Origin of the sequence: Xanthomonas sp. AM6 (assembly GCF_025665335.1) — a bacterium.
Taxonomy (GTDB): Bacteria; Pseudomonadota; Gammaproteobacteria; order Xanthomonadales; family Xanthomonadaceae; genus Xanthomonas_A.
Genome location: NZ_CP106869.1, coordinates 578,805 through 603,293 on the forward strand (window position 1 = coordinate 578,805; position 24,489 = coordinate 603,293).

18 protein-coding genes are annotated in these 24,489 nt (G+C 69.5%); 15 read left to right on the plus strand and 3 right to left on the minus strand.

Going from position 1 to position 24,489, the window contains the following annotated elements; translation table 11 throughout:
- Positions 1–86: 86 nt before the first annotated feature.
- From OCJ37_RS02520 to OCJ37_RS02580, 13 genes are all read left to right on the plus strand, one after another.
- Entirely contained in the window at positions 87–1,001 is a 915-nt protein-coding gene (locus tag OCJ37_RS02520) for a hypothetical protein (protein WP_263112141.1), read from the plus strand.
- 401 nt (positions 1,002–1,402) lie between these two features.
- A complete protein-coding gene (locus OCJ37_RS02525; RefSeq protein WP_263112142.1) occupies positions 1,403–2,188 on the plus strand; it encodes a hypothetical protein in 786 nt (261 codons plus the stop codon).
- Between the two features lie 168 nt (positions 2,189–2,356).
- Positions 2,357–4,324: an XVIPCD domain-containing protein gene (locus OCJ37_RS02530; RefSeq protein WP_263112143.1), complete on the plus strand. Its 1,968-nt coding sequence runs from the start codon at positions 2,357–2,359 to the stop codon at positions 4,322–4,324.
- Between the two features lie 228 nt (positions 4,325–4,552).
- The gene (locus OCJ37_RS02535; protein ID WP_263112144.1) at positions 4,553–5,101 is read left to right on the plus strand and encodes a lysozyme inhibitor LprI family protein; all 549 of its coding nucleotides are present in this window, start codon (positions 4,553–4,555) and stop codon (positions 5,099–5,101) included.
- Positions 5,102–5,151: 50 nt separating this feature from the next.
- Complete coding sequence (locus OCJ37_RS02540; RefSeq protein WP_263112145.1) at positions 5,152–6,522, plus strand: peptidoglycan-binding domain-containing protein; 1,371 nt, start codon at positions 5,152–5,154, stop codon at positions 6,520–6,522.
- Positions 6,523–7,043: 521 nt separating this feature from the next.
- Positions 7,044–7,700 (plus strand): M15 family metallopeptidase, encoded by a 657-nt coding sequence (locus OCJ37_RS02545; RefSeq protein WP_263112146.1) that lies wholly within the window; start codon positions 7,044–7,046, stop codon positions 7,698–7,700.
- 30 nt (positions 7,701–7,730) lie between these two features.
- Entirely contained in the window at positions 7,731–7,928 is a 198-nt protein-coding gene (locus tag OCJ37_RS02550; protein WP_263112147.1) for a CPXCG motif-containing cysteine-rich protein, read from the plus strand.
- A gap of 338 nt (positions 7,929–8,266) precedes the next feature.
- Entirely contained in the window at positions 8,267–8,656 is a 390-nt protein-coding gene (locus tag OCJ37_RS02555) for a hypothetical protein (RefSeq protein ID WP_263112148.1), read from the plus strand.
- A gap of 225 nt (positions 8,657–8,881) precedes the next feature.
- Positions 8,882–9,238 (plus strand): EF-hand domain-containing protein, encoded by a 357-nt coding sequence (locus OCJ37_RS02560; RefSeq protein WP_263112149.1) that lies wholly within the window; start codon positions 8,882–8,884, stop codon positions 9,236–9,238.
- 250 nt (positions 9,239–9,488) lie between these two features.
- Complete coding sequence (locus tag OCJ37_RS02565) at positions 9,489–9,902, plus strand: EF-hand domain-containing protein (RefSeq protein WP_263112150.1); 414 nt, start codon at positions 9,489–9,491, stop codon at positions 9,900–9,902.
- 22 nt (positions 9,903–9,924) lie between these two features.
- Positions 9,925–10,692, plus strand: coding sequence for an HAD family hydrolase (locus OCJ37_RS02570; RefSeq protein ID WP_263112151.1), 768 nt, complete (start codon positions 9,925–9,927; stop codon positions 10,690–10,692).
- A 605-nt stretch (positions 10,693–11,297) separates the two neighbouring features.
- Entirely contained in the window at positions 11,298–11,840 is a 543-nt protein-coding gene (locus OCJ37_RS02575) for a hypothetical protein (protein ID WP_263112152.1), read from the plus strand.
- Positions 11,841–12,527: 687 nt separating this feature from the next.
- Positions 12,528–13,889: a 2-oxoadipate dioxygenase/decarboxylase HglS gene (locus tag OCJ37_RS02580; RefSeq protein WP_263112153.1), complete on the plus strand. Its 1,362-nt coding sequence runs from the start codon at positions 12,528–12,530 to the stop codon at positions 13,887–13,889.
- Between the two features lie 71 nt (positions 13,890–13,960).
- Here OCJ37_RS02580 and OCJ37_RS02585 read toward each other — a convergent pair whose 3' ends face one another.
- The 3 genes from OCJ37_RS02585 to OCJ37_RS02595 all read right to left on the minus strand — a co-directional run bounded on the left by OCJ37_RS02585 (position 13,961) and on the right by OCJ37_RS02595 (position 21,852).
- Positions 13,961–17,092, minus strand: coding sequence for an efflux RND transporter permease subunit (locus OCJ37_RS02585; RefSeq protein ID WP_263112154.1), 3,132 nt, complete (start codon positions 17,090–17,092; stop codon positions 13,961–13,963).
- 148 nt (positions 17,093–17,240) lie between these two features.
- Positions 17,241–20,474 carry an efflux RND transporter permease subunit gene (locus tag OCJ37_RS02590; protein WP_263112155.1) on the minus strand — a complete coding sequence of 1,078 codons (3,234 nt, stop codon included), beginning with the start codon at positions 20,472–20,474 and terminating at the stop codon, positions 17,241–17,243.
- Positions 20,475–20,610: 136 nt separating this feature from the next.
- The gene (locus OCJ37_RS02595) at positions 20,611–21,852 is read right to left on the minus strand and encodes an efflux RND transporter periplasmic adaptor subunit (protein WP_263112156.1); all 1,242 of its coding nucleotides are present in this window, start codon (positions 21,850–21,852) and stop codon (positions 20,611–20,613) included.
- Positions 21,853–22,139: 287 nt separating this feature from the next.
- On the opposite strand from OCJ37_RS02595, the gene OCJ37_RS02600 reads away from it, so the two are divergent.
- Both OCJ37_RS02600 and queF read left to right on the plus strand, forming a co-directional pair.
- The gene (locus OCJ37_RS02600; RefSeq protein ID WP_263112157.1) at positions 22,140–23,450 is read left to right on the plus strand and encodes a M20 family metallopeptidase; all 1,311 of its coding nucleotides are present in this window, start codon (positions 22,140–22,142) and stop codon (positions 23,448–23,450) included.
- Positions 23,451–23,644: 194 nt separating this feature from the next.
- Positions 23,645–24,463 carry an NADPH-dependent 7-cyano-7-deazaguanine reductase QueF gene (gene queF, locus OCJ37_RS02605; RefSeq protein WP_263112158.1) on the plus strand — a complete coding sequence of 273 codons (819 nt, stop codon included), beginning with the start codon at positions 23,645–23,647 and terminating at the stop codon, positions 24,461–24,463.
- Positions 24,464–24,489: the final 26 nt, after the last annotated feature.

Genomic DNA, 24,489 nt, shown 5'->3' on the forward strand with positions numbered 1-24,489 from the left:
GACACGCGTGCCGCTGCGCATCCACTGGACCGGCGCACGTTCTTGGTAGCATGAGCGCGCCAAGAACTCCAAAAGGACTCAGTGTTATGAGGCTCGCAAAGACAGCCCTGTGGGCGGCGACGTTGCTGCTGGTCGGCGGGTGCACGGACAAGGCTGCCGACCCCGCGCCGGCGGGCACGCAGGCCGCGCCTGCGGCCACCGCGGCCGCCGCGCCTGCGCCCGCTGCAGCGCAACCCGAGCCGGTCCAGGTCGAAGTGCCCGCGCCCGGCCAGGTACTGGCCGACATCTATGGAATGAAGGGCGACGGATCGGCGTCCTATACGATCGACAACGGCGCCCTGGCCAGCTTCTGGTACGGCTACCGCTTCGACCTCGGCGGCAAGCACTACTACACCGGCTTCGCCAACGCCGGCCCAGGGAAGTACGGCACGTCCGAGGAAGAGAACGATCCGGATCCCGCCGTCGGCGTCAGCATCAGCCAGGCGACCTACGTACTCGACGATGCGGACGGCAAGCCGGCCTGGACGCTGTTCCATGCGCAGCAGTGGGCCGGCGATTTTGGCGCCTACGAAAAGGCCGACACGCTGGACCCCAAGCGCAAGCCGCAGGGTACCGAGACCAAGGACGGCCACCTGCTGCTGGCGCTGCCGACCACGCGCTTCGCCGACGGCATCACCAGCTCGGGCTTCGCCGTGTTCACCTTCGATCCGAACAAGAACGACCTGGGCGACTACAAGGGCTGGGTCTACCTGGGCACCGTGGCCACCGGCGAGGACAACGGCGCGGCCTGCGACGACCAGGGCACCATGAAGTGCGCCTCCAGCACCGGCACGCTGAGTTTCGAGGCGCCCAAGAGCGGGCCGCTGCCGAGCCTGCGCGTGGCCATGAGCGGCACCGCCATCGCCGGCCCCGGCAAGGTCCGCACCCTGGGCGCCGCCGACGTGGTCACCTATACCTACGACCAGGCCAGCGGCAAGTACGTGCCGCCGCTGGATCGCTGAACACCCGCCGACCGGCCCGTGTCCGGGCCGGTCGGACGCGGCTCGGGAGCGGCGCCGACCGCTAGTCGCCGGCAATGGAACTGGTTAAGATGCCGGCACGGGGCCTGATGATCAGGCGAGTCATTCGCGAGCGGCAATGGATGCTGCACTCGCCCGAAATGCCGGAGTGGATCGCCGGCTTGCGGTTCGCCATGCGCGCATCGCCATCGCCGCCCCTGCTTTGGGGCCGGATTGCAATCCACCGTGTTCTGTCCGAAGCCGCGCCTGCGGGGAGTTGCGTCCCGCGGGTCGCGCTGTGTCCGCGATGCGCAGAGGCGGCATCGGGGGCGCCGCGTGTGGCGTGTCGGGATTTGCGGGTGGGGTTTTCCGGCTTCTTCAACGAATGACAGGATGTTCTGCACATGGCCAATGACAACAAGCTTGCCGTCGCGACCGAGGCGCCGCCCTATCCGGGCAGCGTGCTGTATCTGATCTACGGCATGGACGGGGACGGCGCGCTCTCCTACGAGATCGACAACGGCGCCGTGGCCAGCTTCTGGTGCGGCGAGCATTTCGATCTGGGCGGCAAGCACTACTACACCGGCTTCGCCTACGCCACGCCCAACAAGTACGGCAACGACGAGGAAGAGACCTTCCCGGATCCGGGCGCGGGCGTGGCGATCAGCCAGGCCACGTTCCTGCTGGTTGCGCCAGGCACCGAGCGGCCGTGGATGCTGTTCCACGCGCAGCAGTATGTCGGCACCTTCGGCGGCTACGAGCGCGCCGATGCGGTCGACGAGAAGCGCAAGCCGCAGCAGCACGTGCTGGACAACGGCCACTTGCTGCTGGCGGTGCCGACCTCCAGCTTCGGCAACGGCGTCACCAGCCTGGGCTTTGCGCTGTTCACCTTCGATCCGGACAAGAACGACCTGGGCGACTACCAGGGCTGGGTGTACCGGGGCACGGTCGCGGCCGGCGAGGACAACGAGGCCAGCAGCGACGAAGAAGGCACGGTCCCGCACGTCTCCAGCGTCGGCACGTTGAGCTTCCAGACGGTGCCCGGCGAGCCGATGCCGGCCGTGCACGTGGCGCTGCGCGGCACCGCGATCGCCGGCCCCGGCCGCGCGCGCATGCTCGATGCGTCCGATGCGGTGGTCTATGCCTACGACCAGGCGAGCGGGCAGTACCAGCCCAAAGCAAGCGCATGAATCCGCCGGCGCGCCGATCCGCGGATCGGCGCGCCGGCAGCAGCAAGAACCGCACTACCCGCAGTCCCCGAATTGTTTTGTTGACCGCGCACTAACAAGCTCACGGACGAGCTCGGTTGACCTTGTCGGCGCACGTCGCCGTATATCAACCTCAAGGAGTAACACGAGATGGCACGCGATTACACGAAAGCCGAGAACCTCGACATCATCGAGCGAGAGGCCAAGGAACGCCACATTCCGGTCGACGATTTCATGCGCTTCGCCTATATCGAAACCGGCGGCAAGTTCGACGAGCAGGCCAGCCGCGGCCCCAACAGCGCCAAGGGCCTGTTCCAGTTCACCCCTGGCACCGCCGAAGCCTATGGCATCCGCGGCCGCGAGCTGGATGCGGTGGCCAACACCGACGCGGCGGCGCGCCTGTACCAGGACAACCAGCGGTCGTTGACCCGGCAGCACGACCGCGACCACCGCCCGTACCTGTCCGGCAAGCCGCAGCCCGATGGCCTGGACATGTACATGGCGCACCAGCAGGGCGCCGGCGGCTACCGTTCGATCCAGGCCGCCGTGGCCACCGGCAGCTTCGCGCGCGAAGACACGCGTTCGAACATCCTCAACAACGTGCCACGCGAAAAGGATGCGGCCGGCGCCAGGCAGTTCGAGGCCTACACCGGTTCCTCGCTGGCCGAGTTCAAGAAAATGTCCGACCAGGACATGGCCAAGACCTTCCTGAAGTACTGGGACACCAAGTTCGACCACATCGCGATCCCGGAAAAGGGCATCAAGCCGGTCGCCGAGGGCCAGGCCCAGCAGGCCGCCGCGCCGGCGCGCACGCAGGCGCAGCCGGCCGCGGCCGCCAATCAGGGCGACCACGACGGGATCAAGCTCACCGCCGCGCACGCGATGGGCGTCAAGTACGACGACGTGCAGTACGCGATCAACATCAAGGGCCACAAGCTCTACCACCCCGGCGTGGACGGCAAGCACCTGGAGCAGGGCTACATCGATTGCTCCGGCTGGGTGTCCGAGTTGCAGAACGCCACGATGCGGGAGATCAACCAGAAGGCCGGCCGCGACGTCTTCGGTCGCCAGGACATGCTGGCGCAGGGCATGAACGGCTCCGGCGGCATCGTCAAGAAGGCATTCGACAGTTCCGGCGTGCTGCTGCAGGGCCAGGACGTGTTCAAGCCCGGCGCGCTGAAGGAAGGCATGGTGATCGGCGTGGACGCCGGCAACACCAAGCACGAGCACTGGAAGGGCATCGACCACATCCTGATGGTGGTGCGCGACCCGAAGAGCGGCGAGTTGCAGGTCAGCCAGTCCAGCGGCAGCAAGGGCGTGAACACCATGCCGCTGGACGATTACCTGGCCGCCAACAAGAACGCCAAGCTGTTCGCCTCCGACCCGCTGGCCAAGGCGCGCGACCTGCTGCAGGACCGGCAGCAGACGCAGTCGCAGGACCACAGCAAGGGCCAGGATGCGCGCACGTCGCTGAAGCCGGGCGAGCAGGGCCCGGACGTGAAGGCGATGCAGCAGAGCCTGATCGAGCTCGGCATCAAGGACAACAGCGGCAAGCTGCTGAGTGGCACCGGCTACTACGGCGACAGGACCAAGGAAGTGGTGGCCAACCTGCAGCGCGAGAAGGGCATCGAGCCGACCGGCATCGCCGACAAGGTCACGCTCGAGGCGCTGAGCAAGCTGCAGGCGCAGAGCAAGACCGGCGCCGAGGCCAAGGCGGCCAATCCGGCCGTGGCCGAAGCGCAGCGCGCCGACAATCCGCTGTTCAAGCAGGCGGTGGAGCAGTTGCAGAAGCATGGGCCGAACGGCGGCTTCAACAGCCGCGAGGAAATGCAGCGCGCGGCCGGGCAGGTGGCGTTCGAGGCTAAGGTCGGCGGCATGTCGCGCATCGACGACGTGGTGCACAGCACCGACGGCAAGGGCCTGATCGCGGTCGAGCGCAACCCGAACAACCCGCACGACGTGAACCGCGCCTACGTGGACAAGCAGCATGCCGCGACGGTGCCGCTGGAGCAGAGCCAGCAGCAGCTGGCGGCCGAGACCCAGCGGCAGGCGCAGGAGCAGCAGGCCCAGGATCAGCAGCGCACCCAGGCGCAGTCGACGCAGTCGCCGACGCGCTGATCCACGCCGCCGCAGCGGCTGCCGCCGACAGCGATGTCGGACGGCAGCCGATATCGGCGCTCATCGATCGTTGGGCGTCCGACAGGTGCTTCGCTTGCTGGCGCCGCATGTCGGCCTGCAAGTGCACGTTCGCGTTGCGACCACGCGCCGCGCTCGGATGGACACGGTATCGACGATCGTTTAGAACTGCGCTCCCGCATACGCATCACGACAAGGCGAATTCCGACAATGGCCATGCTCAAGGTTCTCCATGTTTCCTGCCTGCTGGCGCTATGCGGAGTGACCGCGGCGTGCAACGGTGGCGCGTCCGCTCCGGCGGCGACCGCCGCCGATGCTCCCGCACCCGCAACCGCGCCGGCAGCGGCGCCGCCTGCCGGCGATGCAGCGGCGGCAAGCCCGCAACCGTCGGGCCCGCAGGCTTCCCAGGCGCAGGCTGCGGCCGCGCCATCATCCACCTCAGGAGCGACACCCGTGCTGCGACCGTCCTATGACGAATGCATCAGCGCCGCCGCAGGCGCGACACCTGCGATGCAGGACTGCATCGCCGCCGAATACGAGTACCAGGATGGCCGCCTGAACACGGTCTACAAGGCGTTGATGGCCAAGCTGGGCGAGGACGAACAGAAGACGCTGCGCGAGCAGCAACGCAAGTGGATCGCCGATCGCGACGAGAAGTGTTTCTACGATCCGGACAGCGGCCAGGCCGGGCGCCTGGACGCCGCCGAGTGCCGTCTCGACATGACGGCGAATCGGGCCGACGAACTGGAAGCGCGCTGATCGCTGCGCGGCTTTCTTGCAATGCGACTTTCTAGACAAGGAGATGGACGATGAGCGACAAGGATTGGGAACTGGGTCAGACCTCCAAGCACTACGAGACCGGCGGACGCGGCGCGAGCACGGTGTCCTCGGGCATCGATGATCCCGGCGGCGTGTCCTACGGCTCGTACCAGATGACCTCGCAGGTCAAGACCAAGGAAGGCAAGGTCATCGTCGGAGGAACCGTTGCGGCCTTCGTCAAGGACAGCAAGTACGCCGACGACTTCGCCGGCCTGAAGCCCGGCTCGGCCGAGTTCAGCGCGAAGTGGAAGGAACTGGCCAAGACCGACGACAGCTTCGCGCAGGAGCAACACGACTACATCAAGCGCACGCATTACGACAAGCTGGTGGACCGGCTGCAGGACAAGGGCATGGACCTGTCCGGCCGCGGCCCGGCGGTGCAGGATGCGCTGTGGAGCACCGCGGTCCAGTACGGCCCGGGCAGCGACAAGAAGCCGGGCGGATCGGGCGTGTTCCTGAAGGGCATCGAAGAGAAGTTCGGCAAGGACTACGACCTGTCCAAGCTTTCCGACAAGGACATCGTCGGCGCGGTGCAGGACTACAAGGCCGAGCACGTCAAGGAGCTGTTCCCGCGGGTGGAGAAGCAGAAGACCCTGGATTCGCTGAAGAACCGCGCCGAGAACGAGAAGGCGGACCTGCTCGAACTGGCCGACCCGAGCAAGAAGATCGGCAAGCCGAGCGAACAGTCCGGCACGCACCACGACCGGGCCGCGCCGGACAAGTCCCGCAGCAACAGCCCGCATGCGGAGAACGGCGACGGCGTGCTGAAGCGCAACGAGCAGGGCCCTGCGGTGAAGGACCTGCAGGAGAAGCTCTCCAAGCTCGGCTACATGGACGCGAAGGACGCCGTCGGCACCTACGGTCCGAAGACCGAGGCGGCGGTGGAGAAATTCCAGCAGGACCACCGCCTCAAGGGCGTGGACGGCAAGGCCGGCCCGGAGACGCTCGCCGCCATCGACAAGAACCTGCAGAAGCAGCAGGGCGTGGAACAGCTGCGCCGCGACAATCCGATGTTCGACCAGGCGGTCAAGCAACTGGAGAAGCAGGGCCCGAACGGCGGCTTCGGCAGCCGCGAGGAGATGCAGCGCGCGGCCGGGCAGGTGGCGTTCGAGGCCAAGCTGAGCGGCATGTCGCGCATCGACGACCTGGTGCACAGCACCGACGGCAAGGGCATGATCGCGGTGGAGCGCAACCCGAACAATCCGCTCGACGTGAACCGCGCCTACGTGGACCGGCAGCAGGCCGCCGCGGTGCCGCTGGAGCAGAGCCAGCAGCAGCTGGCCGCCGAGACCCAGCGCCAGGCGCAGGAGCAGACCCAGGAGCAGCAGCGCACCCAGACGCAGTCGCCGCCGACGCGTTGATCCGTGCCGCAGCGGCTGCCGCCGACAGCGATGTCGACGGCGGCCGCTGCCGGTTCGGTGGAGCGGCGGGCCAGCCGCTGCATGTAGTTCCAACGGTTGATTGGCGTGCGGATGCCGGTCGCTGCATCGACCGGCATGCAGGATGTGCTGGCACCGATCGATACCGCGCTGAAGTGATCCGGCGCTGCATCGATGTGCATCCTCGCGGTGCTGAAGCAGCCGCGACGTCGAATTTTCGCTGCGTGAGCGAAGCAGGCATGGCGGCGCCCGCCTGCCGGTGCCGATGTCGAGGCACCTTCCAGCGCAGCGACTCGCCAGTTGGGCGACCTGCCCGACGCGTCCTCTCCAATCCAACGGCGCATGCGGGCCGTCCTGTCGCGATGGCCTATGCTGCACAGATGCCGCACACCGCCGCCGCCACTCCGCATCCCGTGCCGCTTCGTAGCCGCTGGACACCGCCTGCGCGATGGGCCGCGCGCGCAGTGTTGGGCGCATGCGTCGCCGTCTGGGCGGGCGGCGCGATGGGCGCGGCGGCCAGCCCGGTCCTGTCCCCGGCGACCACACCCGCGCAAGCCGGGCTGGTGGACGTGCACGCCGTCGCGCCGGAGATCGCGCTGGACATCCGCTATGCCGGCCACGACAACTTCACCGGCCGCCCGGTGCCCGGCTACGACGCGCCGAAGTGCTACCTGCTGGCACCGGTCGCGCAGGCGCTGGCGCGGGTGCAGCAGGCGCTGCGCGCCGAGGGCTACCGCCTGCAGGTGTTCGACTGCTACCGGCCGCACCGCGCGGTGCGCGCCTTCGTGGCCTGGGCGGGCGACCTCGGCGACCAGATCGCCAAGGCGCGCTACTACCCGCACCTGGACAAGCGCGTGCTGCTCGGCGACTACATCGCCGAGACCTCCGGCCACAGCCGCGGCGCCACCGTGGACCTGGGCCTGCTCGATTGCCGCAGCGGCCAGTGCGCGCCGCTGGACATGGGCACCGGCTTCGATTTCTTCGACCCGGCCGCGCATACCGACGCGCCCGGCATCGGTGCCGCTGCGCGCGCGAACCGCCAGCGCCTGCTGCGCGCGATGGCCGCGCAGGGCTTCGCCAACTATCCGCTGGAATGGTGGCACTACACCTTCCAGCCCGAGCCCAGTCCCGGCACCGCCTACGACGTACCGGTACGCTAGGCGCTCCGTTTCGCTGCACAGGCCAAGATCATGTCCGGCATGCAACGCTTCATCGACCTGCAGTGCCCATATTGCGGCGAATGGATCGACCTGGCGCTGGACCCGTCGATCGAGGCGCAGCAGTACGTGGAGGATTGCCAGGTCTGCTGCCGGCCGATGCTGGTGACGGTGCGCTGGGACGAGGACGGTGCGCCGGTGGTGACGGCGAGTGCCGAGAACGAGGGGTAGCGCTTTCGTCTGGGTGATTCGGGAGTGGGGATTGGGATTTGCAAAAGCGGATCGATGAGCCTTTGGCCTGCCGGCTCCCGATGCTCGCGCTGACTAAGCGGTAGGGCGCTGCAACGGACTGAGCTGCAACCGCTCCTCTATCAGCGCCTCGACCAGATTGCTGATCGCGATCGCCAGGGCTGAACGAAGCTTGGCAGCGCGGCGCGCGGCATGGCGGCGACGTCGCTCAGCGTCCAATCCGCTTCATCCCGTCGTCTCCGCGCTCCGCCCAGCACGCATGCGCCCGCACATCGCCAGCAACACCGCCTAGACTGGCGCTTTCCACACGGACGCACCGCATGAACCTGCCGCTGCACTTCGGCCTGCTGGGCTCGCTCGAAGCCGGGCTGATCGCGCTCGTGGTCGGATTCCTGATCTATGCGCTGTGGCACCGCCTGTGCCGCTGGCTGCAATGGTCCGAGGGCCATGCGCTGGGCTGGTCGTGCCTGATCGCGGTCGCCGCGTCCGCCGGGATCGATTGCTGGAACCTGTTCTACACCGGCATCGTGCGCCTGGAGTCGCCGTTGTACGCGCGGCTGGCGCTGGCCAGCATCCACGATCCGAACGAACTGGGCACGCGCGTGGTGCTGGAAGTGTCCGGCGCGCTCGCGGGCGTGGCCGCGGCATGGGTCGCGTTCAGTTCGCGTTCAAACGAAGATTCCGGCGACAGCGGCCCCGAATCCGCGTGAAAAACACGGTTTTTTTCCAACCGCCAAACATCTCGAACGCGCGGCTTACTCCTCGCTCACCCGGCACTAACCAAGGCGGTAACGGGTGTTTGCCACGCGGTGGTTAACGAAGCGTTTGCCGGGGTTTTTCGTACTGGAATGGATTCAGCCTGGCACCGGCACGGTGTGGCCATGCACCGGATTCGACCGGGCATGCCACAACCGAGAGAGCACAGGAGACCACCCATGAACATTCGCAACCGCACCCCGCTGATCGGTACCGCCGCCATCCTCGCCGCCGCACTGGCCCTGCCGGCCTTCGCCCAGGACGCGCAGAGCGATGCCGCCGCCCAGGCGCCGGCCACCAACGCGAGCGCGACCGGCCAGCCCGCACAGTCCAGCGCCTCGGGCGGCGGCCAGACCTGGGCGGACGTCGATACCGACAGCGATGGCGCCATCAGCAAGCAGGAGGCGCAGGTCAACGCAGGTCTCAGCCAGATCTTTTCGCAGGCCGACGCGGACCACAACGACAAGCTGACGCCGGACGAATACAAGGCCTACGTGGCCAAGCAGCAGGGCGGCGCCGGCAGCAACGGCAAGTAACGCAGGCGTCGGAACCGTGAAGCGCCAAGGCGGGATGCGCGCAGACGAGCGCGCATCCCGGCCTGGCCGATGACTGCAGGCGACTGCGGTCGTCGCGCCGATTCGAACGAGGCGCATGCGTGAGCCACATGCGCGAGGAAGGGCGGCCCTGGGGCCGCCCTTCTGCTGTATGTCCTTGCCAGAAACGAGCGCGCGATCGTCCGCCGCGCACACGGTGTAGGGTAGCGGTCCGCCGACCGAGGAGGCCGCCATGGCCCTTTTCCGCCGTTCGCTGCGCCTGTGCCTGGCGCCGCTGTTGACCAGCCTCGCCGCGGTTGGCGTGGCCGCGCCGCAGCAGGAACCCGCCGCGCCCGCGTTGCCGTTGCCCGTGCCGATGCCCGCGCCCGATCCATCGGAGGCTCCGCTGCCGCCATTGCCGGCGCCGCCGGCGTCGACCTTGCCGGTGCCGGCCGCGCCCGCCAGCGATGCCGGCGCCGTGGCCGGCGCGCGCAGTTTCGCCGCGCTGGACCTGGACCGCGACGGCCGCATCGGCCGCGCCGAGGCCGCGGCGGACCCGGTCCTGCGCGAAACCTTCGACACGTTCGATGCCGATGCCGATGGCGCGTTGTCGCGCGAGGAGTACGCGCACTACCAACCCGGCCCTGGCGACCCTGCGGCGCAATGAGCGCCGCTGCTATGCTTGTGTAATGCCTACGCCTACCGCCCTGCGCTCCTCCGCCATCGCCCTGGTCGGCTTCGACGGCGACGACACCTTGTGGAAAAGCGAGGACTACTATCGCGACGCCGAAGCCGCGTTCGAAGCCATCCTCGGCCAGTACCTGGACCTGCGCGACGCCGGCACGTTGCAGCATCTGCTGGCGGTGGAGCGGCGCAACCTGAAGGTGTTCGGCTACGGCGCCAAGGGCATGACCCTGTCGATGATCGAGGCGGCGATCGAGCTGACCGAAGCGCGCATCTCCGCGCGCGATGTGCAGCGCATCGTCGAGATCGGCCGCGCCACGCTGCAGCATCCGGTGGAGGTGATCGCCGGCGTGCGCGAGGCGGTGGCCGCGATCGCCGCCGACTTCGAGGTGGTGCTGATCACCAAGGGCGATCTGTTCCACCAGGAGGCGAAGATCGAACAGTCCGGGCTCGGCGCGCTGTTCCCGCGCATCGAGATCGTCTCGGAGAAGGATCCGAAGACCTACGCCAAGGTGCTGGCCGAATTCGGCATCGGCGCCGAGCGCTTCGTGATGATCGGCAACTCGCTGCGCTCGGACGTGGAGCCGGTGATCGCGCTCGGCGGCTGGGGCATCCACACGCCCTATGCCACCACCTGGGCGCACGAGGCCGAGCATGGGCTGTCCGCCGACGAGCCGCGCCTGCGCGAGGTGGCGATGGCCGCGGACTGGCCGCAGGCGGTGGCCGAACTGAACCGGCATGCGGCGGCGCAGCGAGGCTTGCCGCAGGCGTGAAGGCGCTCACCGCAGCCGTCCCGGCAGCGGATCGCTGCCGAGCGCGCTGCGTCGTCGACTCAGCGGCGCGGTGGGTTGTCGGCACTCGCTTGCGGCAGCGCCGGCTGGCGCAGTCGGCAGGTAGCGCAAAAAGCAGGTGACTCGCGCGGTATCGGATGCCGCGCCTTGGGCTGTGGCGGTGGCCTGCGCCGCTCGTCGAGCAGGGTGTCGCTGGGTCGCCACCCGCCGTGATACCGCCCGAACGGTTGGCCATCAGGCTCAGGAAATCGGGCCGGCTTCTCGACCGCCGGTCCAGTCCGTTTTCGTCGTAACGGCCGTCGGCGCCGATCCTCCATCCAGGGAGATCTTGCGCCGAGCGCACGCCAGGCGTTCCGCCAGAGCGGCGGGCACGGCGACTTCCATGGCGACTTCGACCCTGGCAGCGGCGTCGGACCGTCAGCTCCGATTCCTTCTCGCCGTAGTGGCCCACATCGTCGGCGCCGATCTTCCATTCAATGCGCATGGGCTGGGCGGCGGCCACGCGCTGCACCAGATTGACGGATGTGGCGGCCTCATGACGACCGCGAGCCCCTGACAGCGCTGCCGGCATCCGGCAGAATCGGCGCATGCTCCTGCGCCTGCGCTCCGCCTGTCTGATCCTGCCGCTGGCGCTGTGCGTGGCGGGCATGGCCATGGCCCAGGACGCGCCGGCGCCGGCCGCCGCCGCCGCGAATGCCGACGCGCCCGGCAGCGGCGACGCCTGGATCGACCGGCAGTTGCTGGACATCGACCGCTACGCCGCGCGCTACCCGGACAGCTTCCTCGACGAGGTGGCGCGCTACGCGCAGCTGCCGCGCGGTTACGCCGAGGCGCTGCTGCGCGAACGCCGCTGGCCGCCGCGCGACATCTACTTCGCCTGCTTCCTGGCCAAGGCCGCGGGGCTGCCGTACCGCGACGTGGTGCGCGCGCGCGCGGCGGCTGGCCCGGCGGCGAGCTGGGCCGACGTGGCGAACGCGCTGCAGGTCGAACCGGGCTCGCTGACCTACCGCGCGCTGCGCCACGCCATCGTCGCCAGCTACGACCATTGGGATCGCCCGATCGTGCTGGACGCGCTGCTGCGCCGCCAACTCGGCGACCGCGCGCAGCGCGACCAGGCGGCGGCGCAGTAGGTGGCGACGCCGCGAGGAACTCCTGGCGGGGCGTAAGTGACGCGGCGGCTGCCTGGATGCTGGCCGCGCCGGCACTCCAGCGAAGTCCCTGTGGTCCCTATGGTCCCTGTGGGAGCGACTTCAGTCGCGACGAGCGAACACCGAAGCCACAGGTTCCCATGCCATTCGGGACCGTCGGCCCGGCCCAGGTATGTGCCGAGTTCACCGCGTCGCGACTGAAGTCGCTCCCACAGGGGCTGCGGCCGGTCCGTGAGCGGCAATGGCCGAGCGGCCACCACTGTGCTTGCTCCGATACCGTCCCGGATCGACTTCCGATCCAGCATCTCGCGTTACTTGCGCATCCAGCCTGCGCCGCGTTCGGTCTTGGAAGTCACTCCCCCAGGGGCGTTGCGGCCAGTGTGTGCCGAGTTCGCCGCGTTGCAGCTAGGTCGCTCCCACAGGGCTGCGGTCAGTCTGGCAAGTGGTATGGCCGCTGCCAGACTGCCGTTCCCGCTCCGATACCGCCCCGTGGCCCAATTTCCGATCCAGTACCTCGCCTGGGCTTCCGCAGCGGGCGTGCCGCACTCCGTCCAGGATGCTGGCCAACATGCTGCAATCCCCGCACGACTGGCCGCGCCGCCGCCGCGGCGCGAGAATAGGCGTTCTGCCGGACCTGTCGCCCGGCGCCACCCCGCTCCGGACCGCCCGATGACCACTGCCTTCGTTTCGCCCGATGCCATCCGCAGCCTGTTCGCGCAGGCCATGTCCGACATGTACCGCACCGAGGTGCCGCTGTACGGCACGCTGATGGAGCTGGTGGCGCAGGTCAACGCGGCGACATTGGCGGCCGATCCGGCGCTGGACGCGCAGCTGCAGCGCAACGACGAGCGCGCGCGGCTGGATCAGGAACGGCATGGCGCGATCCGTGTCGGCAGCGCCGCGGAGCTGGCCACGCTGCGCCGGCTGTTCGCGGTGATGGGCATGCATCCGGTCGGCTACTACGACCTGTCGGTGGCCGGCGTGCCGGTGCATTCCACCGCGTTCCGTCCGCTCGACGCGGCGGCGCTGGCGCGCAATCCGTTCCGGGTGTTCACCTCGCTGCTGCGGCTGGAGCTGATCGAGGATCCGGCGCTGCGCGCGCAGGCGGCGCAGATCCTGGCGCAGCGGCGCATCTTCACCGATGGCGTGCTGCAGCTGATCGAGCGCTGCGAACGCGACGGCGGCCTGGGCGAGGCCGATGCGCAGCGCTTCGTCGCCGAGGCGCTGGAGACCTTCCGCTGGCACGGCGATGCGACCGTGCCGCTGCCGACCTATCGCGCGCTGAGCGACGCGCACAAGCTGATCGCCGACGTGGTCAGTTTCCACGGCCCGCACATCAACCACCTGACCCCGCGCACGCTGGACATCGATGCGGCGCAGGCGGAGATGCTGCGCCGGGGCATCGACGCCAAGGCGGTGATCGAAGGCCCGCCGCGCCGGCGCTGCCCGATCCTGCTGCGCCAGACCAGCTTCAAGGCGTTGGAGGAAACCGTGCGCTTCCCGGCCGGCGACGGCGCCGCCGAGGCCGGCACCCACACCGCGCGCTTCGGCGAGATCGAACAGCGCGGGCTGGCTCTGACCGCGAAGGGCCGCGCGCTGTACGACGCGTTGCTGGAGCGCGCACGCGCCGCCGAGGGCAGTGCCGGCGGCGACTACGAGGCGCGCCTGCAGGCCGCGTTCGCCGATTTCCCTGACGACTACGCCACGCTGCGCCGCGAAGGCCTGGGCTATTTCCGCTACGCGCTGACCGACGCCGGCCGCGCCGCCGGCGCCGCGGCAGTGGCCGGCAAGCCCGCCGAAGCGCTGATCGCCGATGGCCTGGCCAGCGCCGACCCGATCGTCTACGAGGATTTCCTGCCGGTCAGCGCCGCCGGCATCTTCCAGTCCAACCTCGGCGGCGGCGAGCAACGCGCCTATGCCGCGCACGCCAACCGCGCCGCGTTCGAGCAGGCCCTGGGCGCGCCGGTGCACGACGAGTTCGCGATCTACGCCGGCATCGAACGCGCCTCGCTGGAAGCCCTGCAGGGCTGAGGTGCTTGAGCCCCTCTTCCCTCGGGAGAGGGGGGTGGGTGAGGGTACGGCGCTGATCCCTCGCGGCCCGGCTAGTGCGATGCCGCCGGCTGCACCGCGGCGCGCGCCAGGCGCCGTTCGCGCCGCCGTGCACGGCGCGCCCGCCAGCGTTCGCGCAGGCAGGAGAAGATCACGTACAGCGCCGGGGTGCTGAGCAGGGTCAGGCTCTGCGAGATCAGCAACCCGCCGATCATCGCGATGCCCAGCGGGCGGCGCAGTTCCGACCCTTCGCCCAGCCCCACCGCCAGCGGCACCGCGGCCAGGATCGCCACCATCGTGGTCATCATGATCGGGCGGAAGCGCACCACGCAGGCCTCGCGCACCGCGTCCAGCGGCGACTTGCCGTGTTCGCGCTCGGCGACCACGGCGAAGTCGATCATCATGATCGCGTTCTTCTTGACGATGCCGATCAGCAGCACCAGCGCGATCATCGAGATCACCGACAGCTCGGTGCCGGTGGCCCACAGCGCCAGCAGCGCGCCCATGCCCGCGGCCGGCAGCGTGGACAGGATCGTCACCGGGTGCACCAGGCTCTCGTAGAGCATGCCCAGCACGATGTACACCACCACGATCGCCGCCAGCACCAGCACCAGCATGGAATTGGGCTGCAGCTGCACGCCGAAGCCGCCGCCGTCGGCGATGCGGATGTCGCCGGGCATGCGCAGGCCATCGACGGTGGCCTTGATGATCGCGTCGCCTTCGCCGGTGCTCACCCCGGGCGCCAGGTTGTAGCTCAGGTCCATCGTCGTGTACTGGTTCTGATGGGTGATCTGCGGCGGCGCCAGCCCCGGCACCTGGTGCGCCACCGCGGTGAGCGGCACCATCGCGCCGCTGCGGGTGGGCACGTAGATCCGGTCCAGCGCCGCCGGCGTGGCGGTCTGGTCGGGCAGCGCATTGACCACCACGCTGTACTGGTTGAGGTCCGAATAGATGGTGGAGATCTGGCGCTGGCCGAACGCGCCGTACAGCGCGCCGTCGATCGCGCCGATCGACACGCCCAGGCGCGCGGCCTGGGCGCGGTTGATGACGATGTTCTGGCGCAGGCCGGCGGTGTCCACGTCGGTGCCGACGTCGCGCAGCTTCGGGTTCTGTTTCAGCGCCGCCTGCAGCTTGGGCAGCCACTCCTGCAGCTGCGCGTTGTCGTTGCCCTGCAGCGAGACGCGGTACTGCGCGCCCTGGCTGGTGCCGCCGCCGCCGTCGCTGGGCAGGTCCTGGATCGCGCGCAGGCGCAGCTGCAGGTCCGGGTAGCGGTCGGCCTTGGCGCTGAGCCGCGACAGCACCTGCGCGGTGGTTTCGGTGCGGCCTTCGTCGCGGCGCTTGAGCTCGATGTTGAAGCTGGCGCTGGAACCCTGGCGGCCGCTGCCCAGGCGCGCGCCGACGATCTTCACCGCCGGGTCGGACATCAGCATGTCGGTGATGCGGCGCTGGCGGTTGACCATGTCGGCGAAGGACACGGTGGCGCTGGAACTGGCGCGGCCCCAGATCAGGCCGGTGTCCTGCGCCGGGAACGAGCCCTTCTTCACCGCGCCGGCCAGGAACACGGTGGCGGCGATCAGCAGCAGCGGGGTCAGCGCCAGCAGCAGCGCGTGGCGCAGCGAGAAATCCAGCGCGCGGGTGTACACGCGCAGCATGCCGGCGTGCACGCGGTCCAGCCAGGCGCCGAAGCGGCTCGGCCGCTCCGGTTCGGCATGCGCGGACAGGAAGCGGCTGCACAGCGCCGGGGTCAGGGTCAGCGACACCACCGCCGAGACGCAGATCGCCGCGACCAGGGTCACGGTGAACTCGCGGAAGAACGCGCCGATCATGCCGCTGGCGAACAGGAGCGGGATGAACACCGCCACCAGCGAGGCGGTGATCGAGACGATGGTGAAGCCGATCTCGCGCGCGCCGGCCAGCGCCGCGTCCAGCCGCGACATGCCCTCGTCGAGGTGGCGCATGATGTTCTCGATCACCACGATCGCGTCGTCGACGACGAAGCCGATCGCGATCACCAGCGCCAGCAGGCTCAGGTTGTTCAGGGTGAAGCCCATCACGTACATCGCCAGCGCCGCGCCGGCCAGCGACAGCGGCACGGTGGCCGCGGCGATCAGCGTCGGCGCCAGCCGGCGCAGGAACAGCGCCATGGTCAGCACCACCATCGCCAGGCTGATCAGCAGCGTGGCCTGGACCTCGTTCAACGAGGCGCGGATGGTCGGGGTGCGGTCGAAGTAGGCGGACATGGTGGTGCCCGGCTGCAGGTAGCCGCGCAGCATCGGGATCTGCGCCTTGACCCGGTCCACCGTCTCCACGATGTTGGCGCCGGCGCGGGTGAACACGTACATCACCACCGCCGGCTTGCCGCCGAACCAGGCCGCCTGGTAGGCGTCCTGCTGGCCGTCGTAGACGTTGGCCACGTCGCGCAGGCGCACGGTGCGGCCGTCCTGCTGCGAGATCACCAGCTGGCCGAAGTCGGCGGCCTTGGCCACCGAATCGTTGGCGACGATCGCAGTGGTGGAACTGCCGTCGCTGAGGAAGCCGGTGGGCGAGGTCACGTTGGCCGCGCGCACCGCGTTGCGCAGGTCGTCCGGGGTCAGCCCCATCGCGTTGAGCGCGCGCAGGTTCACATCCACCCGCACCGCCGGCGTGGACGCGCCGCCGATGTCGACCGAGGCCACGCCGGTGATCTGGCGCAGGCGCTGCGCCAGCAGCGAATCGGCGACGTTGTACAGCTCGTCGGCCGACTGCGTGTCCGAGGTCAGCGCGATGGCGATGACCGGATCGTCGTTGGGATTGGCCTTCTGGTAGCGCGGCGTGGACAGGCCCGAAGGCAGGTCCGCCTGCGCGGCGTTGATCGCGGTCTGCACGTCCTGCGCGGCCGAGTCGATGTCGCGGTCGCTCTGGAACACCATGAACACCTGGCTGTTCCCCTCCGAACTGGAGGAGCGCATGGTGTCGATGCCGGGCAGCTGGCCCAGGTGCCGCTCCAGCGGCGCGGTGACCGTGGCGGCCATGGTCGAGGCATCGGCGCCGGCCTGGCTGGCCTGCACGAAGATCACCGGGATCGAGATGTTCGGCAGCGCCGCCACGCCCAGGCGCAGGTAGCACATCATGCCGATCACGAACAGGCCGATGGCCAGCAGCGCGGTGCCGATCGGGCGGCGGATGAAGGGGCCGGAGAGGTTCATGGGGCCGGGATGGGGGAGTGGGGATTGGGGATTCGGAAAGCAGGGCGCTTGCGCATCGCTCGCGCGCGCGAACGGTCAGGCGTCGTGGCGCAGCGCAGGTCGCGAACGCCGTGCGGGTCCCGATTCCCGATTCTCGATTCCCCGGCCCTCATGCCAGCCGCTCCGCCGCCGCACCGCGCCGCGCCGCGCGGCGTTCGCGCCACGCGCGCAACCGCTCGGAGGCGCGCTCCATGTACAGGTAGATCACCGGCGTGGTGTACAGCGTGACCAGCTGCGACAGCAGCAGGCCGCCGACGATGGCGATGCCCAGCGGCCGCCGCAGTTCCGAGCCGATGCCGTCGCCCAGCGCCAGCGGCAGCGCGCCGAGCATCGCCGCGGCGGTGGTCATCATGATCGGGCGGAAGCGCAGCAGGCAGGCGCGGCGGATCGCGTCGTGCGCGTCGGCGCCCTCGCGGCGCGCGTCGATCGCGAAGTCGATCATCATGATCGCGTTCTTCTTGACGATGCCGATCAGCAGCACGATGCCGACGATGCCGTCCACCGACAGGCTCAGCCCGCACAGCATCAGCGCCAGCAGCGCGCCGACCCCGGCCGGCGGCAGCGTGGAGATGATCGTCAGCGGATGGATGTAGCTCTCGTAGAGCACGCCGAGCACGATGTAGATCAGCACCACCGAGGCCAGCAGCAGCCACACGATGTCGGTCTGGCTGCCGGTGTACTCGGCGGCCTTGCCGATGAACTCGGCATGCAGCTGCGGCGGCAGTTGCAGCTGTTCGTTGGTCTCCTCGATCGCCGCCACCGCCTGCGACAGCGAATAGCCCGGCGCCAGGTTGAACGACACCGTCACCGCCGGCAGCTGCTGCTGGTGGCTGACCACCAGCGGCGTGGTGGTCAGCTTGGCCTGCGCCAGTGCGGACAGCGGCACGGTGCCGCCGCCGCCGACGGTGATGCCGGTGTTCTGGTTGCCGATGCCGGTGGCGGTGGAGGAGTTGCTGGAGGTGGTCTGGCCGAAGTTGGTGGCGTTGCTGGCGGTCAGCGCGCCGCTGCCGTTGCTGGCCACCGCCAGCTGGTGCAGCAGCGCGGTGCTGGTGCGGAACTGCGGCGCCACTTCCAGCACCACGCGGTACTGGTTGAGCTGGGTGAAGATGGTGGAGATCTGGCGCTGGCCGAAGGCGTCGTACAGGGTGTCGTCGATGGTCTGCATCGGCACCCCGAGCGCGCTGGCCTTGTCGCGGTCCACGCTCAGTTCCAGCGCGCGGCCCTGGTTGGCCAGGTTGTTGTCCACGTCGGCCAGTTCCGGGCGCTTGCGCAGCGCCTCGGTCAGGCGCGTGGCCTGGGTCGCCAGTTCGGCGCTGTCCACGTCCGACAGCGAGTACTGGTACTCGGTCGCGGCCACGCGCGTGTCCAGGGTCACGTCCTGCACCGGCTTCAGGTACAGCGCCACGCCCGGCAGCCCGGCCACGGCCTTCTGCAGCCGCGGCAGCACCTCGTCCAGGCCGTCGCGGTCGCCGCGGGTCTTCAGCACGATGCTCAGCTGGCCCTGGTTGAGGGTGGGATTCATCGAGCCGGCGCCGATGAACGCGGCCACGCCGGTCACCGCCGGGTCGCGGCGCAGCGCCTCGGCCACCGCCTGGGTGCGCTGCTGCATCTGCGGGAACGCCACGTTCTGGTCGGCCTGGACCACGCCGGTGATCAGCCCGGTGTCCTGCTCGGGCAGCAGGCCCTTGGGGATCACCACGTACAGCACCACGGTCAGCACCATCGTCGCCAGCGCGATCGCCAGGGTCAGCGGCTGGTGCCCGAGCACCCAGTCCAGGGTGCGCTCGTACAGCGCCACGGTGCGCGTCCACACGGTGGTCTTGCCGGCCGCCGCGGCGCGCTCGTGCGCGTCCTCGCCTTCGGGCAGCGCGTCGGGCTTGAGCAGGTAGGCGCACATCATCGGCGTCAGCGTCAGCGACACCAGCATCGAGATCACCACCGCGATCGACAGCACCCAGGCGAACTCGTGGAACAGGCGCCCGGTCACGCCCGGCATCAGCAGCAGCGGCAGGAACACCGCCACCAGCGACACGGTCAGCGACAGCACGGTGAAGCCGATCTGCTTGGCGCCGATCTCCGCCGCCTCCGGCCCGCTCTTGCCATGCTCGATGTAGCGCACGATGTTCTCGATCATCACGATCGCATCGTCGACCACGAAGCCGGTGGCCACCACCAGCGCCATCAGCGACAGGTTGTCCAGCGACATGCCGGCGAAGGCCATCACCGCGAAGGTGCCGGCCAGCGACAGCGGCACCGCCACCGACGGGATGATGGTGGCCCACAAGCGGCGCAGGAACACGAAGATCACCGCCACCACCAGGCCGATGGTCAGGATCAGGGTGAACTTGACCTCGTGCACCGAGGCGCGGATGGTCTCGGTGCGGTCGGAGAACACGTCCAGGCGCACGCCGCTGGGCAGCACCGCCTGCAGCTGCGGCAGGATCGCGCGGATCTGCTCCACCGTCTGCACGATGTTGGCGCCGGGCTGGCGGCGCACCTCCAGCAGCACCGCCGGCTTGCCGTCGGCCCAGGCGGCGAGCTGGTCGTTCTCCACCCCGTCCACCACCTGCGCCACGTCCGACAGCCGCACCGGCGCGCCGTTCTTGTAGCTGATGATGGTGTCGCGGTAGTCGGCGGCGCTGGACAGCTGGTCGTTGGTGCCGATGCTGTAGGACTGGGTCTTGCCGTTGAGCGACCCCTTCGGCGCGTTGACGTTGGTCTCGGTCAGCGCGCTGCGCAGCGCCTCCATGGTCAGGCCCATGTTCGACAGCTGCGCCGGGTTGACCTGGATGCGCACCGCCGGGCGCACGTTGCCGGCGATCGACACCAGGCCCACGCCGGGCACCTGCGACAGGCGCTGGGCCAGGATCGAGTCGGCGTAGTTGTTGACCTCGCGCAGCGGCAGCGTATCGGAGCTGAGCTTGAGGGTGAGGATCGCCGCATCGGCCGGGTTCACCCGGTTGTAGACCGGCTGGTAGGGCAGCGAGGAGGGCAGGGTGGACTGGCGGATCGCCGCCTGCACGTCCTGCGCGGCGATGTCGATGTCGCGGTCCATCGCGAACTGCAGGATGATCGTGGACAGCCCCGCCGACGAGTCGGAGGTCATCATCTGCAGCCCGGAGATCTGGCCCAGCTGCCGCTCCAGCGGCGTGGTCACCAGCGAGGCCATGGTGCTGGCGTTGGCGCCGGGGTACTGCGTGGTCACCACCAGGCTGGGCGCGTCGATCTCCGGCAGCGCCGACACCGGCAGCTGCCGGTAGCCGAGGATGCCGAGCAGCAGCACGCCGGCCATCAGCAAGGTGGTGGCGATCGGGCGGCGGATGAAGATCGTCGAAAAGCCCACGGGGGTGTCCTTGCTCGGAAGTCGGGAGGAAGCGGTCGATCTGCGGCGGGTCGAGCGGCGCGCTGCCCGCGGCCGGCGCTAGGGCGCCGCGTGTGCGGCGCAAGCGGACGCGGGGCGCCAGGCCCCGTGCCGTGGCTCAGCGCGGTCCGCCGCCGCGACGGCCGCCGCCGTCCTTGCGCTGCTGCTTGTGCTCGGCCGCCTTCAGTTCGGCCTCGGTCGGCTGCGGCGGCGCCTGGCCCGGCTTCAGCGCGGTGACCTTGGCGCCCGGCTTGAGCCGGAACTGGCCTTCGGTGACCACCCGCTCGCCGGCCTTCAGGCCCTGCACTAGCTGCACCTGGCTGTCGCCCACTTCCACGCCCTGCTTGACCGTCTGCATCTTGACCGTGTTGTCGGCCTGCACCACGTACACGTAGTCGCCGTCGGGGCCGCGCTGCACTGCCTGGGTCGGCACCACCACGCCGTTGGCCAGGGTGCGCAGGGTCAGCCGCACGTTGACGAACTGGCCCGGCCACAGCGCGTTGTCGCCATTGGGGAACTCGGCGCGGACCTTGAAGGTGCCGGTGTCGCTGCTGATCTGGTTGTCGACCACGTCGACCCGGCCGTCGCCGGCGATCACGTGCGCATCGGTGCGGTCCAGCGCCGCCACCGTCAGCGGGCCGGCCGCCTGCGCCTCGCGCAGGCCCTGCAGCTCGCGCTCGGCCAGGTTGAACACCACGTAGATCGGATGGATCTGGGTGATGGTGACGATGCTGCTGCTGGTGCTGACGATGTTGCCCACGTCCACGCCGCGCAGGCCGGTGATGCCGTCGATCGGGGCGAGGATGCGGGTGTACTGCAGCTGCACCTGCGCCGCGCGCATCTGCGCGTCGTTGGCCGACACCGCCGCCTCGTACTGCGCCACTTGGTTGCGCTGCGTGTCCAGGTCGGTCTTGGCCACGTACTGGCGGTAGGCCGGCGAATCGGAGCGCTGGAAGGTGGAGCGGGCGGTCGCCAGCAACGCCTGGTTCTGGCGCTTGCTCGCCGCGGCCTGGTCGTAGCTGGCCTGCAGCGAGCGCGGGTCGATCTGCGCCAGCAGGTCGCCCTTCTTCACTTCCTGGCCCTCGCGGAAGTTCAGGCTCATCAGCTGGCCGCCGACCTGCGGATTGATGGTGACCGTGTTGAGCGCGGTCACCGTGCCGTTGGCGGTGGCGTAGATCGGCACCGCCTGGCTGCTGGCGGCGACCACGGTGACCGGCACCGGCGCGGTGTCGTCGGCATCGTCGGCCATGCCTGCACCGCCCGGGCGATGAGCAGGGCCGCCGCGCAGGAAGTGCGCGCCCACGGCCACGAGGAGCACCGCTGCGACGATCAGCAGCGCAATCTTCCAGAAACGCGACATCCGGGGGAACTCCTGTGGCGAGGCGGGGCGGGGGACCCTCCCGCAGTGGCTGGTGCGACAAGCGGTGAAGCATATCGCCGGCGCACTGCGATTGGACCATGACTGAAGGGATGGGCGCGCACGTCGGCGGCAACGGTCGCTGGCAACGGCAACGCACCGGCGCGGTCTCGGTTGACACGGATTCCTAAGGGTTTTTTCGCCGCGGCCGGGCATTGGCCGATGTATGCGCGCCGCCAATGCAATACATTGACTGAACGCCCCCGCACGCAACCCACCGGAGATCGTCCATGCCGCGCCTGTCCCGCCTGCTGTCCGCGATGCTGCTCGCCGTCCCCGCCCTGGCCTGCGCCCAGTCCGCCGAACGCCCGGAGGTGACGGCCGCCGCCGCCAAGCTGCAGGCCAAGGTGGTCGACTGGCGGCGCGATTTCCACCAGCACCCGGAGCTGTCCAACCGCGAGCAGCGCACCGCGGCCAAGGTCGCCGAGCGGCTGCGCGCGCTGGGCCTGAAGCCGCAGACCGGGATCGCCCACCACGGCGTGGTGGCGATCATCAAGGGCGCGCTGCCGGGCCCGAAGATCGCCCTGCGCGCGGACATGGACGCGCTGCCGGTGACCGAGCAGACCGGCCTGCCGTTCGCCTCCAAGGCCACCGGCGAGTACCGCGGCGAGACCGTCGGGGTCATGCACGCCTGCGGCCACGACGCCCACACCAGCATCCTGCTGGGCGTGGCCGAAGCGCTGGTGGCGATGCGCGCGCAACTGCCGGGCGAGGTGATGCTGGTGTTCCAGCCCTCCGAGGAAGGTGCGCCGGGCAACGAGGAGGGCGGCGCCTCGCTGATGCTCAAGGAAGGCCTGTTCCGCGACTTCAAGCCCGAGGCGATGTTCGGCCTGCACGTGTTCTCCAGCGTGCAGGCGGGCAAGATCGCGGTGCGCGGCGGTCCGCTGATGGCCGCCTCGGACCGTTTCAGCATCAAGGTCACCGGCCGCCAGACCCACGGCTCGGCGCCATGGAACGGCATCGACCCGATCGTCGCCAGCGCCGACCTGATCGGCGCGGCGCAGACCGTGGTCAGCCGCCGCGCCAACATCTCCAAGCAGCCGGCGGTGCTCAGCTTCGGCGCGATCAAGGGCGGCATCCGCTACAACATCATTCCCGACGACGTGGAGATGGTCGGCACCATCCGCACCTTCGACGAGGGCATGCGCCAGCAGATCTTCGCCGACCTGAAGACCGTCGCCGAGCACACCGCCGCCGCGCACGGGGCCAGGGCCGAGGCGCACGTGCCCGACCAGGACGGCAACCCGGCCACGGTCAACGACCCGGCGCTGACCGCGAAGATGCTGCCCAGCCTGCAGGCGGTGGTCGGCGCCGGCAACGTCTACGAACCGCCGCTGCAGATGGGCGCCGAAGACTTCTCGTTCTACGCGCAGCAGGTGCCGTCGCTGTTCTTCTTCGTCGGCGCCACCGGCCCCGGCATCGACCCGGCGACCGCGCCGAGCAACCACTCGCCGCAGTTCCTGCTCGACGAATCGGCGCTGGACGTCGGCCTGCGCGCGCTGCTGCAGGTGTCGTTGGACTATCTGGGGGTGAAGCGGTGATTGGGGATTGGGGATTGGGGATTCGTGAAAGCGGTTGTCCTGGGCGGAGATAGCGCACCCCCGGCACTTCTGGAGTCGGATGGAGTGGCCAGGGCGCAGCGCGCGCGGCGCCGCCTTTGCCAATCCCCAATCCCGACTCCCCGATCCCGGCCCCATACACCTGCCAGCCAGATCGCGCCCGTTAGACTTGGGGCATGAACACCCCCCAGGATTCCAGTCTCGGCCGCGAGGTCGCCTATCCCTCGCAGTACGATCCCGCGCTGCTGTTCCCGATCCCGCGCGCTGGCGGCCGAGCCGAGATCGGCCTGGACGCCGCGCCGCTGCCGTTCTTCGGCCTCGACCGCTGGCATGCCTACGAGCTGGGCTGGCTGGACGCGCACGGCAAGCCCTGCGTGGCCACCGCCACCTTGCAGGTGCCGTGCACCTCGCCGCAGCTGATCGAATCCAAGTCGCTCAAGCTCTACCTCAACTCGCTCAACGCGATGCGCTTCAACAGCGCCGAGGCGGTGCGCGCCTGCATCGTCACCGACCTGTCGGCGCGCGCCGGCGCCGACGTGACCATGGAGTTCGGCCTGCCGCCGGTGGACCCGCTCGGCGACGGCGAGTCGCTGGACGCGCTGGACATCGCCATCGACTGCTATGGCCCGCCGCGCCCGCAGTTCCTGCTTGCCGCGGCCGACGACATCGTCGAGGAGACGCTGAGCAGCGCGCTGCTCAAGTCCAACTGCCCGGTCACCGGCCAGCCGGACTGGGCCACGCTGAGCGTGCGCTACCGCGGCGGCCGCATCGACCGCGAAGGCCTGCTGCGCTACATCGTCAGCTTCCGCGAGCACGCCGGCTTCCACGAGCAGTGCGTGGAGCAGATCTTCCACGACCTGCTGACCTGCTGCCGGCCGCAGTCGCTGCAGGTCGAGGCGCGCTACACCCGCCGCGGCGGCCTGGACATCAATCCCTGGCGGGCCACGCCCGACGTGGCCGAGCCGATCGCCTTCCATCGCGACCCGCGCCAGTAGCGAAAGGCTGAATAGCGCCGGCGCCG